The 15,243-nt window shown below is 68.2% G+C and carries 17 protein-coding genes; 7 read left to right on the top strand and 10 right to left on the bottom strand.

Translation table 11 applies throughout. From position 1 onward, the window contains the following. Nucleotides 1–141: 141 nt before the first annotated feature. The 5 genes from cseB to hppD all read right to left on the bottom strand — a co-directional run bounded on the left by cseB (nucleotide 142) and on the right by hppD (nucleotide 4,846). The gene (gene cseB, locus ACQPYH_RS10150; RefSeq protein ID WP_137253224.1) at nucleotides 142–840 is read right to left on the bottom strand and encodes a two-component system response regulator CseB; all 699 of its coding nucleotides are present in this window, start codon (nucleotides 838–840) and stop codon (nucleotides 142–144) included. Nucleotides 841–855: 15 nt separating this feature from the next. After that, entirely contained in the window at nucleotides 856–1,449 is a 594-nt protein-coding gene (locus tag ACQPYH_RS10145) for a hypothetical protein (protein ID WP_432889385.1), read from the bottom strand. 145 nt (nucleotides 1,450–1,594) lie between these two features. Further along, nucleotides 1,595–2,971, bottom strand: a complete 1,377-nt coding sequence (locus tag ACQPYH_RS10140; RefSeq protein WP_432889383.1) for an FAD-binding oxidoreductase — start codon at nucleotides 2,969–2,971, stop codon at nucleotides 1,595–1,597. 59 nt (nucleotides 2,972–3,030) lie between these two features. Further along, nucleotides 3,031–3,504 carry a hypothetical protein gene (locus ACQPYH_RS10135; protein ID WP_432889381.1) on the bottom strand — a complete coding sequence of 158 codons (474 nt, stop codon included), beginning with the start codon at nucleotides 3,502–3,504 and terminating at the stop codon, nucleotides 3,031–3,033. A gap of 139 nt (nucleotides 3,505–3,643) precedes the next feature. Further along, nucleotides 3,644–4,846: a 4-hydroxyphenylpyruvate dioxygenase gene (gene hppD, locus ACQPYH_RS10130; protein WP_432889379.1), complete on the bottom strand. Its 1,203-nt coding sequence runs from the start codon at nucleotides 4,844–4,846 to the stop codon at nucleotides 3,644–3,646. Nucleotides 4,847–5,002: 156 nt separating this feature from the next. Here hppD and ACQPYH_RS10125 point away from each other — a divergent pair, with 156 nt between their 5' ends. Then, the gene (locus tag ACQPYH_RS10125; protein WP_363872485.1) at nucleotides 5,003–5,467 is read left to right on the top strand and encodes an Lrp/AsnC family transcriptional regulator; all 465 of its coding nucleotides are present in this window, start codon (nucleotides 5,003–5,005) and stop codon (nucleotides 5,465–5,467) included. Nucleotides 5,468–5,543: 76 nt separating this feature from the next. Here ACQPYH_RS10125 and ACQPYH_RS10120 read toward each other — a convergent pair whose 3' ends face one another. Beyond that, complete coding sequence (locus tag ACQPYH_RS10120) at nucleotides 5,544–6,188, bottom strand: IclR family transcriptional regulator (RefSeq protein WP_130444922.1); 645 nt, start codon at nucleotides 6,186–6,188, stop codon at nucleotides 5,544–5,546. A gap of 55 nt (nucleotides 6,189–6,243) precedes the next feature. Here ACQPYH_RS10120 and ACQPYH_RS10115 point away from each other — a divergent pair, with 55 nt between their 5' ends. Next, nucleotides 6,244–6,993, top strand: a complete 750-nt coding sequence (locus ACQPYH_RS10115) for a hypothetical protein (protein ID WP_432889376.1) — start codon at nucleotides 6,244–6,246, stop codon at nucleotides 6,991–6,993. On the opposite strand, the gene ACQPYH_RS10110 is transcribed toward ACQPYH_RS10115, so the two are convergent. Beyond that, a complete protein-coding gene (locus tag ACQPYH_RS10110; protein WP_432889374.1) occupies nucleotides 6,994–8,226 on the bottom strand; it encodes an MFS transporter in 1,233 nt (410 codons plus the stop codon). 29 nt (nucleotides 8,227–8,255) lie between these two features. Beyond that, nucleotides 8,256–9,017 (bottom strand): phytanoyl-CoA dioxygenase family protein, encoded by a 762-nt coding sequence (locus ACQPYH_RS10105; RefSeq protein WP_432889372.1) that lies wholly within the window; start codon nucleotides 9,015–9,017, stop codon nucleotides 8,256–8,258. Nucleotides 9,018–9,104: 87 nt separating this feature from the next. Here ACQPYH_RS10105 and ACQPYH_RS10100 point away from each other — a divergent pair, with 87 nt between their 5' ends. Together ACQPYH_RS10100 and ACQPYH_RS10095 are read left to right on the top strand one after the other, a co-directional pair. Continuing rightward, nucleotides 9,105–9,782, top strand: coding sequence for an AraC family transcriptional regulator (locus tag ACQPYH_RS10100; RefSeq protein WP_432889370.1), 678 nt, complete (start codon nucleotides 9,105–9,107; stop codon nucleotides 9,780–9,782). Nucleotides 9,783–9,962: 180 nt separating this feature from the next. Then, nucleotides 9,963–10,511 (top strand): NUDIX hydrolase family protein, encoded by a 549-nt coding sequence (locus ACQPYH_RS10095; RefSeq protein WP_130444917.1) that lies wholly within the window; start codon nucleotides 9,963–9,965, stop codon nucleotides 10,509–10,511. A 22-nt stretch (nucleotides 10,512–10,533) separates the two neighbouring features. Here ACQPYH_RS10095 and ACQPYH_RS10090 read toward each other — a convergent pair whose 3' ends face one another. Next, a complete protein-coding gene (locus ACQPYH_RS10090; RefSeq protein ID WP_432889368.1) occupies nucleotides 10,534–11,262 on the bottom strand; it encodes an SDR family oxidoreductase in 729 nt (242 codons plus the stop codon). Nucleotides 11,263–11,364: 102 nt separating this feature from the next. Here ACQPYH_RS10090 and ACQPYH_RS10085 point away from each other — a divergent pair, with 102 nt between their 5' ends. After that, on the top strand, nucleotides 11,365–12,216 hold the full coding sequence (locus ACQPYH_RS10085; protein WP_432889366.1) for a helix-turn-helix transcriptional regulator: 852 nt from the start codon (nucleotides 11,365–11,367) through the stop codon (nucleotides 12,214–12,216). Between the two features lie 47 nt (nucleotides 12,217–12,263). Further along, nucleotides 12,264–13,013, top strand: coding sequence for a glycoside hydrolase family 16 protein (locus ACQPYH_RS10080; RefSeq protein WP_432889364.1), 750 nt, complete (start codon nucleotides 12,264–12,266; stop codon nucleotides 13,011–13,013). A gap of 1 nt (nucleotide 13,014) precedes the next feature. On the opposite strand, the gene ACQPYH_RS10075 is transcribed toward ACQPYH_RS10080, so the two are convergent. Continuing rightward, complete coding sequence (locus ACQPYH_RS10075; protein ID WP_432889362.1) at nucleotides 13,015–14,820, bottom strand: DEAD/DEAH box helicase; 1,806 nt, start codon at nucleotides 14,818–14,820, stop codon at nucleotides 13,015–13,017. Between the two features lie 139 nt (nucleotides 14,821–14,959). Here ACQPYH_RS10075 and ACQPYH_RS10070 point away from each other — a divergent pair, with 139 nt between their 5' ends. Continuing rightward, nucleotides 14,960–15,232, top strand: coding sequence for a DUF3039 domain-containing protein (locus ACQPYH_RS10070; RefSeq protein ID WP_432889360.1), 273 nt, complete (start codon nucleotides 14,960–14,962; stop codon nucleotides 15,230–15,232). The last annotated feature ends 11 nt before the right edge of the window (nucleotides 15,233–15,243 follow it).

Raw genomic sequence — 15,243 nt, 5'->3', positions numbered from 1 at the left:
GTGCTCGGTGCGGTGCATCGGCGCGCGGGGGCGAAGGTCTCGATGCGGAGCATCGTGGCCTTCGCACCCGTGCGGCGAGGTGCCGTGCCGAGTGCCGCGCAGTAGGCGCTGGGTCACCAGACAGGACCTATACCCCATCAGTTAAGCCCGCAGCTTGTACCCGAAGCCGCGGACGGTTTCGATGCGGTCGGCACCGATCTTGGTCCGCAGCCGCTGCAGGTGTACGTCGACCAGCCGGCCGTCGCCGCCCCACTCGTAGTCCCAGACCCGTTGCAGCAGGGTCGATCGGCTGAGCACGACGCCGGGGTTGTTGGCGAACTCGATCAGCAGCTTGAGCTCGGTCGGCGTCAGCTGCACGGTCGCGCCACTGCGCCGTACCTCCAGCGCTTCCCGGTCCAGCTCGAGGTCGCCGAACGACTCGACGCCGGAACCGGCCGCCGGCGCCGGGCGCTCCGGATCGGACACCGCTCGCCGCATCACCGCCCGCAGCCGAGCCACCAGCACCTGGGTGTCGAAGGGTTTGGTCACATAGTCGTCGGCGCCTGCTTCCAGACCGAGTACGACGTCGAGCGCGTCTCCGCGGGCAGAGACCATCACGATCGGGACCGTGCTGGTCTCCCGGACCCGTCGGCAGACCGAGATGCCGTCCAGCCCGGGCAGCATGATGTCGAGCATCACGACGTCCGGGTGGATCTTCTCGAATCGCTCGATCGCCTCGAGGCCGTCTTCGGCCGTAGTGACGTCGTAGCCGTGCCGTTCGAGGGTCAGTTGGGTCGCCTCACGGATCACCGCGTCGTCCTCGACCATGAGAATGCGCGCTGCCGGTTCTTCCGGTACCACCGAACTTCAGTCTCCCTACTGGTCCGTCGAGCTCACCTTGATCATCTGCCGACCGTTCCAACGGTAGACCTCGACCCGTCGGCCCGACGGGCAGCAGACCGGGTCGTTGATCGTAAAGATCTTCGACTCGACCACCAGGTCCCCTTCGGGGCTGGCGTTCACGGTCGGTTGCTCGACGTTCAGGTTCCAGATCGGTCGCGGGCCCGAGGACTCGATAGCGATCAGGAAGATACCGAAGACGAACTTCTCCAGAGTATGGATCAGGACGATCTGCTGAGGTGTACCGCTGTGCAATACATCAACGGTCTTACCCCTGCTGAGGCAACGCGAAATCACGGTGCAATTCGAAAGAACTGTCCGCGCGTAGCTGGACAGGTGCCGATCGGCGAGCAGTCTGACCCTGACTTTGGCCAGGTCGACGGCCACCTCGGGGGTCTTCGCCGGGTGCGGCTGGGTGGTGCCGAAGGCAACGGACGGCGTCGGGCTCGACGGCGGCGGGGACTCGGGGCCCTCGACCCGCAGGCCGCCGCCGTTCGCACAGGCCGACAGCGCCGCGGTCGCGACCACAGCCACGACGGCAGGCAGCACGGTACGGCGCCACAGACTCATCGGGCGCCTCCTACCCTGCATCCAGTCCCCCCGCGAATTCAGCTAACTACCTTCCATAGTGTCGGCCGGACGTCACAGTCGACGGGCATGGACGTCGAATGGCCTCGACAGTTCTATTGCGGTTGCGTCACAGCGCCGTACTGCCTCACTCGGCAACGATCTTGCCGGGGTTGAGCAGGTTTTTCGGGTCCAGCGCGTTCTTGATCGCCCGGTGCACGTCGAGCGAGACCGGCCCCACCTCCTCGGCCAGCCAGGCGCGCTTCAGTACGCCGACGCCGTGCTCGCCGGTGATCGTGCCGCCGAGCTCGAGCCCGATCTCCATCACCCGGTCGAACGCCTGCTGCGCGCGATCGGCCTGATCCGGGTCGGTCTGATCGAACACCACGGTCGGGTGCATGTTGCCGTCGCCCGCGTGCCCGAGTACGCCGATGGTGATGTCCAGCTCCGCCGACAGCTGCTCGAGCCGGCCGATGAACTCCGCCAGCCGGGACCGCGGTACGGCGACGTCGTCGATCATCGTCGTACCGAGCTCCTCCAGGGCCGTCAGCGCGACGCGACGGCCTTCGAGGAGGAGCTCGCCCTCGGCGTCGTCCTCGGCCTCGATGCACTCGAGAGCGCCGTTGTCGCGGCACAGCTTGGCGACCGTGGCGACATCGGAAGCGCCCGCCTCTCCGCCCGCGTCGGACTGCGCGATCAGCATCGCGGCCGCCTCTTCGGGCAGGTCCATCCGCTTGTACTTGTTGACGGCCTGGATCGTCGTGCGGTCCATGATCTCCAGCAGGCTGAGCGACACGCCGCTGCGGATGATCTCGAGGATCGCGTTACCGGCCTCGACACCGGAGCCGAACAGTGCCGCCATCGTCTTCGGCTTCGCCGCCTGCGGCCGCAGGGCGAGGGTCGCCTCGGTGATGATGCCGAGCGTGCCCTCGCTGCCGACGATCAGCTTGGCGAGGTCGTACCCCGCGACGCCCTTGACGGTCTTCCGGCCGGTCCGCAGGATGCGCCCATCCGCGAGCACGACCTCCAGACCCAGCACGTAGTCCGTGGTCACGCCGTACTTGACGCAGCACAGGCCGCCCGAGTTCGTGGACAGGTTGCCGCCGATCGAGCAGAACTCCCAGCTCGACGGGTCCGGCGGGTAGAACAGGCCCTGCTCGGCCACGGCACGTGACAGTACGGCGTTGTACACGCCCGGCTGCGTGACGACGTACCGATCGACCGGCTCGATGGCCAGGATCTTGTCCATCTTCTCCAGCGAGATGACGATGCAGCCGTCGAGCGCGTTGGCGGCGCCGGACAGCCCGGACCGCGCGCCCTGCGGCACGATCGGTACGCCGGCCTCGGCCGCGATCCGCACCGCCGCCTGCACGTGTGCGGTCTCCCGCGCCAGCACGACGGCAAGCGGCACCCCGGCCGGGCAGAACATCGCCCGGTCGTACCGGTAGCTCTCCATCCGGTCCGGATCGGTCACCAGTGCTTCCGGCGGCAGGACCTGACGCAACTGCTCGACAACGTCACTCATACTGTCGAGCCTAATAACTACTGCGCGGTACCGTGCAGCGTCCCAGTGTCCGGATCAGGTCAGCGGGTGCGTTTGGTGGCGTTCTCCGAGATCTCCTCGTAGCCGCCGCCGTAGTTGTGGTACTCCCGGCCGATCGCGGCGAACGTGATGCCGCTGCCGCCCTTGACCTTCGGTGTCCGGCAGGTGCGCTGCCCCGCGATCACCGAACCGTTGCCGCCACTGCTGTCGCAGCTGAGCACCCGGCCGTTGTTACCGCCGCCGTACTGCACCACGAAGGCGTTGGCCTTCGCATTGGCCACTACCGGCGACGCCATGCTGATCTCGGCCCAGTACTGCGAGCAGCTGTCCCGGACCAGCCGGACAGTGCCCCAACTGGGCGGTCTGTGGTCGCGCAGCATCGGCGCCGACGCGATGGATCTCGCACCTGAACAGGTGGCCGTTTCGGCTGCCTGGGCCGGCGCGGCGGCGGCGAAGGTGAGCACGCCGACTCCGGCCAGTCCCGCGGTGCTGAGCAGAATGCCCAGTGTCTTCATGACGAAACCCTTCCTGAGTGCACGCCCCGACGCCCACTCAGGAAGGCACACTACGCGAACGGAGCTTGCCCCAACAGTCATTCCGGTAATCGGACGGCGACACGCCGTGTTCAGTTGCGCCCGGCAAGCTTTTGATCGTTCACAGGTTGCCGCGTCGCTCTTGTTCGCGCTCGATCGCCTCGAACAGCGCCTTGAAGTTGCCCTTGCCGAAGCCGAGCGAGCCGTGCCGCTCGATCAGTTCGTAGAAGACCGTCGGGCGGTCGCCGATCGGGGCGGTGAAGATCTGCAGCAGGTACCCGTCCTCGTCCCGGTCGACCAGGATGCCGCGCGACTGCAGCTCCTCGATCGGCACGCGGACGTTGCCGATCCGGGACCGCAGCTCGGGATCTTCGTAGTACGAGTCCGGGGTGTTGAGGAACTCGACGCCGTTGGCCCGCATGATGTCGACGGTGCGCAGGATGTCGTTGGTCGCGAGCGCGATGTGCTGCGCGCCGGCGCCGTCGTAGAACTCCAGGAACTCGTCGATCTGCGACTTCTTCTTCGCCACCGCCGGCTCGTTCAGCGGGAACTTCACCCGGTGGTTGCCGTTGGCGACGACCTTGCTCATCAGCGCCGAGTAGTCGGTGGCGATGTCGTCACCAATGAACTCGGCCATGTTCACGAAGCCCATGACTTTGTTGTAGAAGGCAACCCACTCGTCCATCTTGCCGAGCTCGACGTTGCCGACCACGTGGTCGACCGCCTGGAACAGCCGCTTCGGGTGCCCCTCGGGACGGGTGACCTGGGTGGTCGCCGCGATGAAGCCGGGCAGGTACGGACCGTCGTACTTGCTCCGGTCGATCAGCGTGTGCCGGGTGTCGCCGTACGCCGCGATCGCCGCGCGCCGGACCGTACCGTGCTCGTCGGTGACGTCGTTCGGCTCCTCGAGGACGACGGCGCCGACCTTGCGGGCGTGCTCGATGCACTTGTCCACGTCCGGGACCTCGAGGGCAAGGTCGGAGACGCCGTCGCCGTGCCTGCGGTGATGGTCGAGCAGCGGGCTCTTCGGGCTCACGCCGCCGGAGATGACGAAGCGGCCGGAGCCGGACTTGAGGACGTAGGACTTGCTGTCCTTGCTGCCGGTCTCGGGACCGGAGTACGCGACCAGGTCCATCCCGAAGGCGAGCTGGTACCACTTCGCGGTCTGCGTCGCGTTGCCGACCACGAACACCACCGCGTCCATCGCGGTGACCGGGAACGGGTCGGTGCTCTCGTCGTACGGCACCAGGCCGACGAGCTGCTTGAGCTGGTCGAGGTCGAGATCGGCGTCGAGCTCTGCGGGGGTGAGGTCGGTGCTGGTCATCGGGGTCCTCCCGGGTCGGGTACGTGCACCGAGCCTCGCGGGATGGCGACAGGTTGTGCAACAGTTCGTTATTTCGCTGATCAGGTTGCACAGTATGCTGGCGACTTCGCTGGACTATTTGGTCAGTCTGACTATCTCCGGAGGTGCCTCGTGTCGGTGGACGAACTGGACGGCCGGATCCTGCGGTTGTTCGCAGCCGAGCCGCGGGTCGGCGTACTCGAGGCGTCGCGGCGGCTCGGAGTCGCGCGGGGCACTGTGCAGGCGCGGCTGGACAGGTTGCAGCGCGACGGAGTGGTGCGCGGCTGGGGCCCTGACATCGACACGACCGCGATCGGCTACCCGGTGACGGCGTTCGCGACGTTGCAGATCGAGCAGGGCTCAGGTCACACGACGGTCGCCGAGGCGCTGGCCCGCATCCCCGAAGTACTCGAGGTCCACACGATCACCGGCGCCGAGGATCTGTGGTGCCGCATCGTCGCGCGCTCCAACGCCGACCTGCAGCGCGTGATCGACCAGGTAGTCATAGTCCGAGGCATCCAAAGAGCCTCAACAGTCATCGCCCTGGCGGAGCAGATCCCCCACCGCGTGCTCCCTCTAGTAGAAGCAGCCACCAAAAACTGAAACCCGGCGAGCTCGCTGCGCTCGCTCGCCGGGGGAGGAATGGGGCGTCGCGTCGAGGGGCGAGGGGCCCCGGCGTTTACGCCAGGCGCTTGGCTACTTCTACTGCGGCTCGGGCTACTCGGGGGCCTACGAAGTCGCGGTCGAGTTTGCCGAGGACGACTACGCCGATCGAGGCTTCTACACCTGGGACGCCTAGGACCGGGGAGGAGACGCCTTGGGCGCCTGCCTGGAGTTCGCCTGAGGTGACGACGAACGGGCGGCCTGCCGGGTCGGGTTTGCGGCGGCCGGCGAGGATCGCTTTGCCGGCTGCGCCCTGGTCCAGCGCGTGGCGGGAGCCCATCCGGTACGAGACGTGGAAGTCTGTCCAGCTCGGCTCGATGACCGCGATCGCGAGCGCCTCCTCGCCGTCCGCGACAGTCAGGTGAGCCGTCGCGCCGGTGTCCTCGGCGAGCGAACGCAGTACGGGAAGGGCGGCGTCACGCAGCGTCGGCTGCACGCGCCGGCTGTAGTGCAGTACGGCGAGACCGAGCCGGGCTCGCCCCTCGCTGTCACGACGCACCAGCCGATGCAGCTCGAGCGTATTCACCAGGCGGTAGACGACCGTCCGGCTGACCCCGAGCGCGGCGGCCAGTTCGGTGATCGACAGACCGTCCGGCGCGTCCGCGAGCAGCTCGAGGACGGTCAGTCCCCGATCCAGCGTCTGCGAGGTCTCGGCGGGCACCTAGAAAGAGTATCCGTTATTCGGGCGCGGACCGATGGCCCCGTATCTTGCTGCCGTGCGAAATTACTGGTCGCTGCTCCCCGCCGTCCTCGTGGCCGTGGTGCTGATCCTGGTCTATGCCATTCCGACCCTGATCAACCCGCAGTGGACGAGCTCGATCATGGCCCTGTTCCGCACCGCTCCGATCCCCGCCGACGCGACTCCCGAGGAGGCCCGGCGCGCGGCCGGCGTACTCGGCCCGCAGCAGTTGCGGAGCCGCCGGATGCTCGCGATCGCACTGGTCGTCGGCGCGTTGATCCTGGTCGGCTTCAACATCTCGTTCAACCGTGAGGCGGTCGGCTGCTACAAGGCCGCGAAGGCGTTCGGCGCGATCGACGGCCCGGACATGAAGGACCCGTGCGTCGACATGGTGTTCGGCACGTTCCTCGGCGACGGCAAGGGCCCCACCTCGGAGAAGACTCCGCAGCCCGTGCAGTACTACCAGCTGATCAAGGGCAAGAAGCCGCACTACCTGAAGTGGATCCAGAACGCCCCGAAGTACGACGAGTACGACATGGTGATCGGGACGGGCCTGTCCTGCGCCGGCGATCTGCGGGTGGAGGAGCAGGACGACAAGGTGCTGGTGTTCGTCGACGTCGACACCCCGTGCCCGCCGGACAGCAACGCCTCGCTGACCCCGTTCAAGCTGAAGAAGCCGTTGGGCGATCGCAAGATGGTGACCGTCGGCGACAAGCCGATGACCGAGATCAACCCCGACATGGACTCCTGGTTCACGGTCCTGAAGAAGCTCGCGACCGGCGGCTGATCAGCTGAGCGCGCGGGTCTGCGAGTCGTAGACCCGGAACGGCCGGTTCCGCGCGAGCAGGATCAGCAGGCCGGTGATGCAGACCGCGGCGCCGCCGAGCAGCGCGATCGTGGGGCTGGTCAGCGACGCCGTCGTACCAGCGACGAAGTCACCGAGCCGCGGCCCACCGGCCACGACCACGATGAAGACTCCCTGCAGCCGCCCTCGCATCGCGTCCGGCGCCGCCGACTGCAGCACGGTGTTCCGGTACGCCGAACTCACCATGTCGGCCGCACCGGACATCGCGAGCAGCGCCACCCCCAGCCAGATCGTCCGCGACAACCCAAACAGTCCGACAGCCGCCGCGTACGCCGTGATCGCCAGCACGATCGCGACACCCTGACGGCGTACGCGGGTCACCCAGCCGGAGAAGATCACGCCGATCAGCGCCCCGATCGCCGGCGCGGCCTGCAGCAGCCCGACCGTCCGTACGCCGCCGCCGAAGAACGCCCCGGCCACCGCCGGGAACAGCGCCCGCGGTTGCGCGAACACCATCGCGAGGATGTCCGCGAGGAATGTCGCGAGCAGCGCCGGCGCGGCCCGCAGGAACGTGAACCCCTCGAGCACCGACCGCAGTCCAGCCCGCCGGATCGCACCGGTCGGCGGCACCGACGGCAGCCGGAACAGCGCGTAGAGCGCCGCGGTGAACGTAATGACGTCGACGAGGTACGCCGCCGCGAACCCGTGCCAGGCGATCACCGCCGCGCCGAGCAACGGCCCGGCGGTGAAGCCCAGGTTGAACGCGGCCTGGCTGAGCGTGTTCGCGGCCGGGAGCAGCTCGGGGCGGATCAACCGCGGGATGATCGCGGACCGCGCCGGGTTGTTGACCGCGAAGCACGCCGACTGACAGGCCACGACGGCGTACAGGACCCACACCTTGCCCCAGTCGAGATGCGACTGCAGCACCAGGACCATCGACAGCAGCCACAACCCGGCCGACGAGACCAGCGACAGGATCCGCCGGTCGATCGCGTCCGCCATCGCCCCGCCGTACAGCCCGAAGACGACCAGCGGGACCAGCGAGAACAACCCGACGAGCCCGACCGAGAACGTCGAATGCGTGATCGCGTACACCTGGATCGACACCGTCACCGCGGTCATCTGCTGACCGAGCTGCGACACCGTCGACCCGACCCACAACCGCCGGAAATCGGCTGACTCACGCAACGGACGGATGTCGGTGAGCAGACGCACAACGACAACTTATGTCACAACGTGAAAGATTAAACAGTCGGGAACATTTCGTGATCGAGCGGGACGCCGACAGTCAGGCCGAGGCCGTCTGTGACCACATGGCCGACGCCCGTGTACGTCGCCTCGGCGTCGAGGTAGATATTGACGTGCGCGATCCGCGGGTCGTCGGTGAGGTTCGGTGTCGCCGAGTGCGCGAGGTACGCGTTGTGGAAGGTGCAATCGCCGGCCTGCAGCGGGATCGTCAACCGCTCCTCCCAGCGCAGATCGGGCGAGGCACGGAACAGGTCGTCGCGGTCGGACAGGTCCTGGCTGCGCAGGTTCTGATGGTCCTGTGAGCCCGGGATGAACGTCATGCAGCCGCGCTCGACCGGTACGTCGACCAGCGCGATCCACGCCGACAGCGAGGCGCGGGAACCGGCATGCGGCCAGTACGGCGCGTCCTGGTGGAACTCGGTCGCGGCGCCGTTGTGCGGCGGCTTGATCAGCAACTGGTCGTGCCAGATCCGCAGCGGTACGCCGGCCAGCGCGGTCGCCGCCGCCGCGAGGCGCGGGTCGAGGGTGAGTTCCCGCAGTACGTCGTTGTCGCGCCAGACGTTGACGTACTGGTTGAAGATCTTCGACTCCTTGAACAGGTCGTCGGCGTTCGCGGTCGCGGCCACTGCGGCATCGCGGAACCGGGCCGCTTCCTCGCGGCTGATGATGTTCTTGATCCGCACCACGCCGTCGCGTCGGTAGGCGGAAATCGTCTCGTCGTCGAGAGTGAGCGGTGTCGTAGGCTCGGTCGTGGTCATCGAGGCGCTCCTGGATTCCGTTGACTGGAAGGTGTTTCCAGCCTCGCCTCTCGCTGCTCCCACGGACAGGCAGTGGTTGACCAGGACTTGACTGATCTTGACCTCCTGGAGGCGGTCGTGCACAACGTGCTGAGCAGCGAGGTCTTCCCGGACCCGCGGCTACCGGTCGCGGGCGAGCGGCTCGAGCTGGTCGCGGACGTCGCCGTCCACAGCCATGCGTTCTTCGAGATCGCGGTGGTGGTAGCTGGGCGGGGCGTGCATGTGTCGGCGGCCGGGGAGGTCGAGTTGGGGCCGGATTCGGTGGTTGTACTGCGGCCTGGGGAGTGGCACGGGTACGTCGAATGCGCCGGGCTGGTGGTCCGTAACGCTTACCTCGGGCCGGATGTGTTCGGGCTGCTCTCCGGTGCGTTGGTGCCAGGCGCTCCCGCTGCGCAGGCGCCCGCGCATCCCGCCGTTCAGCACGCCATGCGTCTGCTGGAGGCCGACCTCGCCGAGCCTTGGACCCTCGAGCAGTTGGGGGCACGCGTCAACCTCGCGCCCGGGTATCTGATCCGCCTCTTCGGCAAGTCGGTCGGCATGTCCCCGATGGCGTACCTGAACCGCATCCGCGCCGAGCGAGCCGCCGGCCTCCTGATCGAGACCGAACTCCCCGTCGCGAGCGTCGGCGCGATGGTCGGCTGGCAAGACCCGAGCCACGCGACGAGAAGATTCCGCTCAACATTCGGACTCAGTCCATCCCAGTACCGGTCCGCTTTCAGACCGTAGGTCTCGTCTGGTGCTCCCACGCCGTAGCGAGCAGGTGCTCGGTGCGGTGCATCGGCGCGCGGGGGCGAAGGGGTCGATGCGGAGCATCGTTCCCTTTGCACCCGTGCGGCGAGGTGCCGTGCCGAGTGCCGCGCAGTAGGCGGGGGAGCACCAGACGAGACCTTAGGCAAAGATGTGTACATGACGTCGTCGCTGCAAACGCCTGACCCGAATCCCGGTTGGCTGTCCGAGTTCGCGCTCGCCGAGACCCGTACGCGGGTCCCGATCCTGTACGTCGAGGCCGTACCGGCCCGGGTCGACGCCCTGGGCCAGATCGAGCACATCGGCGTCCTGCTGCGGACCTCGGCCGCGACCGGCGAGATCATCCGCACGCTGGTCTCCGGCCGGGTCATGCACAACGAGTCGATCCGCGACGCGCTGCAGCGCAACATCGAGAAGGACCTCGGCCCGTCCGCGTTCCCCCGGCTGCCCGCCACGCTGGTCCCAGTCACGATCGCGGAGTACTTCCCGTTCCCGGGCGTCACCCCTCTGCACGATCCGCGCCAGCACGCCGTCGCCCTCGTGTACGTCGTACCGGTGACCGGCGAGTGCAACCCGCGCCAGGACGCCCTCGAGCTCACCTGGCTCACCCCCGAGGAAGCCCTGGCCCCGAGCCTCCTGAACGACCTCGAGGGCGGCCGCGGTCAGCTCCTCAAGCAGGCCCTGGCTTGGTCCGGCGCCATCGTCTGACGCTCCGCCGGCGGGGTCGCGGCTACCAGGCGAGGCGGCCCTCTTCGGCGTACACATGACCGGTCGGGCCGTCGGCGCCCAGCGTCGCGAGTCCGACCGCGACCGCCGCACCTTGGGCGGGCGTGCGTGCCGCGGTCCAGCCGCCCATGTCGGTGGCGCAGTTTCCCGGGTCGGCGGCGTTCACCAGGATGCCTGTGCCGCGGAGTTCGTTGGCGAGCATGACCGTGACCATGTTCACCGCCGCCTTCGAGGAGTTGTAGCCGAGCGTCAGCACGGTCGACATCCGCGACTCCGGATCCCCGACCTGCTCGAACGACGCCAGCGACGTGGACAGGTTCACGACCCGCGCCGCGTCCGCCTTGTGCAGCAGCGGCAGGAACGCCTGGGTGACCCTGACCAACCCCACCACATTCGTCTCGAACGCCTCCCGCAGTACGCCGATCCCGATCCGCGACACGGCATCGTCGCCCTCCGGGATGATCGCAGCGTTGTTGATCAGCACATCCAATCGTCCGTACGACGCCTCGACCCGCTCGGCCGCGGCCCGCACCGACGCCTCGTCCGTGACCTCCAGCTGGATCCCGACCGCATCGAGGCCCTCGGCAACCAGTTCCTTCACCGCCAGCTCGCCGCGCTCGACGTCGCGTGACCCGAGCAGCACGGTGAACCCGGCCTGCCCGAGCTGCCGCGCGATCTCCTTGCCGATGCCCTTGTTGGCGCCCGTGACGAGCGCGATCTTGTTCGTGTTCATGCCGTCAACGCTCCGGCGGATCGCGCCGGCCAGGCAGAGCGAGCCGACCCTGGGATCGGCAGTCCCTGGTTAGGCCTACACCCCGGCTGCGATCCTGGGACCGTGGATCGGGACGGACTGGCCGGGTTCCTTCGGGTACGCCGGGAGGCGCTGCAACCGGCCGATGTCGGCCTGCCCGCCGGACTGCGCCGCCGTACGCCGGGCCTGCGGCGGGAGGAGGTGGCGAGCCTCGCGACCATGTCGACGGACTACTACACCCGGCTGGAGCAGGGTCGCGGACCACGCCCATCCCGGCCCGTCTTGACCGGTCTCGCCCGGGCGCTGCGGTTGTCCGACGACGAGCGGGACCACCTGTTCCGGCTGGCCGGCGAGCAGCCCGGTCCGCCGCCGGGACCGCCCGCCGACGTGCGATCCGGCGTACTGCGGATGCTCGCGCGCCTCGACGTACCGGGGCTGGTGCTCGACGCGAAGTACGACGTACTCGCGTGGAATCCGTTGGCCGCTACGTTGATCACGGACTTCTCCGCGTTGCCTCCGCGGGAGCGCAACCTGCTGCGGCTGCGGTTCCTGACGGATCGGCGGGGTCGGCAGGCTCGGCTGTTCGGCGAGGAGGCGACGCGGGAGTTCGCCCGCGAGGTCGCGGCGGATCTGCGGGCCGCAACCAGCACGTACCCGGACGATCCGGAGATCGCGCGGCTGGTGCGTGATCTGCTGGACGGCAGCCCCGAGTTCGCGGAGATCTGGGCCCGGCACGAAGTGGGACGTCAGCAGTCGCTGTGCCAGACGATCTTTCATCCGCAGGTCGGCCGGATCGACGTGATCTGCGAGGTCCTGGTCGTGCCGGAGCGCGACCAGCGGGTGGTGCTCTACACGGCCGAGCCCGGGTCGGAGTCCGACCAGGCGATCCGGCTGCTCGACGTGATCGGCATGCAGGAGTTGACAACCCGCTCCTGATCAAGCGACTGTTTGATCCGTTGGTTTCCGACGGAGAGGTCTAGCTGATGCGTAAGTTACTTACGGCCTTGGTGGTGCTCGGCTTGTTCGCCGTACCGATCCGGGCGGCCGACGCCGCGCCGGGGAAGCTGGTGTTCGCCGACGAGTTCGACGGTACGGCGATCGACCGGACGAAGTGGGCGATCCACTCGAACGCGGAAGCCGACCAATGCCTCGGCAACAAGGGCAACCAGCAGCTCGAATGGCATACCTGGGACGCGCTGTCGGTCGGCGACGGGAAGCTGACGATGACGGCCCGGAAGAACAACCCGGCGCCTGGCTACGAGTGGTCGGGCGCACTGATCACGACCGGGCAGGCCTGCGGGCACGAGCCGGCGCAGTCGTTCGCCGTACAGCCCGGCGACTACATCGAGACGCGACTGAAACTCCCTGCGGACAAGGGGTTCTGGCCTTCGACCTGGACGTGGAACGGCAACGGGTCGAACGAGCAGGACACGTACGAGTTCTACAGCGACAACCACAACGCGCTGTACCTCACCAACCACCAGTCCCCCGGCGGCGCCTGCACATACCAGTCGCCGACGGACCTCACCGCCGAATGGCACACGATCGCCGAGCAGGTGGGACCAGACCATACGGTTTGGTATGTCGACGGCAAGGAGGTCTGCCGCCAGGGCGCGTACTCCGGCACCGGCGACGCGCTGATCCTCGATCTGTTCGTCTACGGGAAGATCCCGCCGACCGTCGAGTCCGAGTCGATGCAGATCGATTACGTCCGGGTGTACCGCCCGGAGTGACTCAGGCCCGGCGCTGGGTGGCCCAATCGCGGATCAGCTCGATGCGCTCCTTCAACTGGATCGAGGACGCGTGGGCGGCCGCGGGGCCACCTAGTTTGCGCCTCAGGTCGTTGTGGATGACGCCGTGGGGCTGGCCGGTGCGGTGATGCCAGGCGGCGACCAGACCGTTCAGCTCGCGGCGCAGGAGGGCGATCTGCTCGTGGGTGGCGAGCTCGGTGGGCGTCGGGTCCTCGCGTTCCGACGTACCGGAGCCGCGCTGGCCGCGTTTCTGCGCCGCCAGGGACTTCTGCTGACGTTTGTGCAGGAGCTCACGCACCTGGTCCGGCTCCAGCAGGCCGGGCAGGCCGAGGAAGTCCAGCTCCTCATCCGAGGCCTGGTCGCCGCCCGTCCCGTAGTCGCCGCCGTCGAACACCACCCGGTCGAAGCTGGCGTCCGACCCGAGCGCCTCGAAGGTCCCCTCGAGCTCGTCGCTGGCGCCCTCGGTCTGGTTCGCCTGCTTCAGCAGGTCGTCCTCGAGCGCGAAGATATCGCCGTCCTCGTTGCTGTTCTTCCGGCCGAGGACGTGGTCCCGCTCGACCTCCATCTCGGCCGCGAACCCGAGCAGCCGGGTCACCGACGGCACGAACACCGACGCTGTCTCGCCCCGCTTCCGCGCCCGCACGAACCGCCCGACCGCCTGCGCGAAGAACAGCGGCGTCGAGGTCGGCGTCGCGTAGACCCCGACCGCCAGCCGCGGCACGTCGACACCTTCGGACACCATCCGCACGGCGACCATCCAGCGCGATTCGCCCTCGGAGAACTTCTGGATCTTCTTGCTCGCCGCCTTCTCGTCGGACAGCACGACGGTCGGCGCCTCGCCGGTCAGCTCCCGCAGGGTCTTCGCGTACGCGCGGGCCGTGTTCTGGTCACCCGAGATCACCAGCGCACCGGCGTCGGGCATATGCCGCCGTACTTCGGTCAGCCGCTTGTCCGCTGCAGCGAGGACAGCCGGCATCCACTCGCCCGCCGGGTCCAGAGCGGTCCGTAGCGCCTGCGCGGTCAGATCCTTGGTCAGCGGCTCACCCAGTCGTGCGGCGACCTCGTCACCGGCCTTGGTCCGCCAGCGCATCTCCCCGGAGTACGACATGAAGATCACCGGACGTACGACGTGATCCTGCAGCGCGTGCCCGTACCCGTAGGTGTAGTCCGCCTTGCTCCGGGAGACCCCGTCGTGACTGTCTTCGTAGGTCACGAACGGGATCGGGTTGTCGTCGCTGCGGAACGGCGTACCGGTCAGGCAGAGCCGGCGCGCCGCGGGCTCGAACGCCTCCCGCACACCCTCGCCCCAGCTCAGCGCGTCACCGCCGTGGTGCACCTCGTCGAGGATCACCAGGGTCTTGAACCGCTCGGTCCGGACCCGGAACGCGAGCGGGTTGACCGCGACCCCGGCGTACGTCACCGCGACGCCCGTGAAGTCCTTGTTGGTCTTGCCGCGCCGCCCGGCGAACGCAGGGTCGAGCGCGATCCCGGCCTTGTCGGCGGCCTCGGCCCACTGGACCTTGAGGTGCTCGGTCGGCGTGACCACGGTGATCCGCTCGATCACCCGCCGGTGCAGCAGCTCGGCGGCCACGGTCAGCGCGAACGTGGTCTTACCGGCGCCCGGCGTCGCCACCGCGAGGAAGTCCCGCGGGTTGGCGTCGAGATACAGCTTCAGGGCCTCGGACTGCCACGCGCGCAGCTTGCTCGCGGTACCCCACGCCGCACGCTCCGGATACGCCGGCGGAAGAACGGGCGGCGCGGCAGGCAGATGCGAATCCACGGACGGCATACTCCCCCGATAGTCGACTGTCGGCCGTGCAGGAACGTTACCTGACGGACGTGACAACCGTCGTACGGCATGTCGGGGTACGGGCAGTCTGTGGATAAAGTTCCCGGATCGCCTGGTGGGACGTCATACACTCAGGGGTATGAGTACTCAGCTGACCCCGGGTGCGGAGACGGTTGTCGATGAGCGCACGCAGACACTCGAGGGCGGGGACCACGAGCGGTTCTCGCACTACGTGCCGAAGGACAAGCTGACCGAGGCCATGGTGATGGGCACCCCGGTGGTGGCCCTGTGCGGCAAGGTGTGGGTGCCGAGCCGCGACCCGGAGCGCTTCCCGGTCTGCCCGGAGTGCAAGGAGATCTGGGACTCGCTGAACCCGGACGACGGCAAGGGCGGCGACGACGGCGGCGAGTAGCCCCGGCCGGC

The sequence above is a fragment of the Kribbella sp. CA-245084 genome (genome assembly GCF_050942355.1).
GTDB lineage: Bacteria > Actinomycetota > Actinomycetes > Propionibacteriales > Kribbellaceae > Kribbella.
Note: the sequence above shows the minus strand (reverse complement) of the source record. Positions and strands in the feature narration are given on the sequence as shown.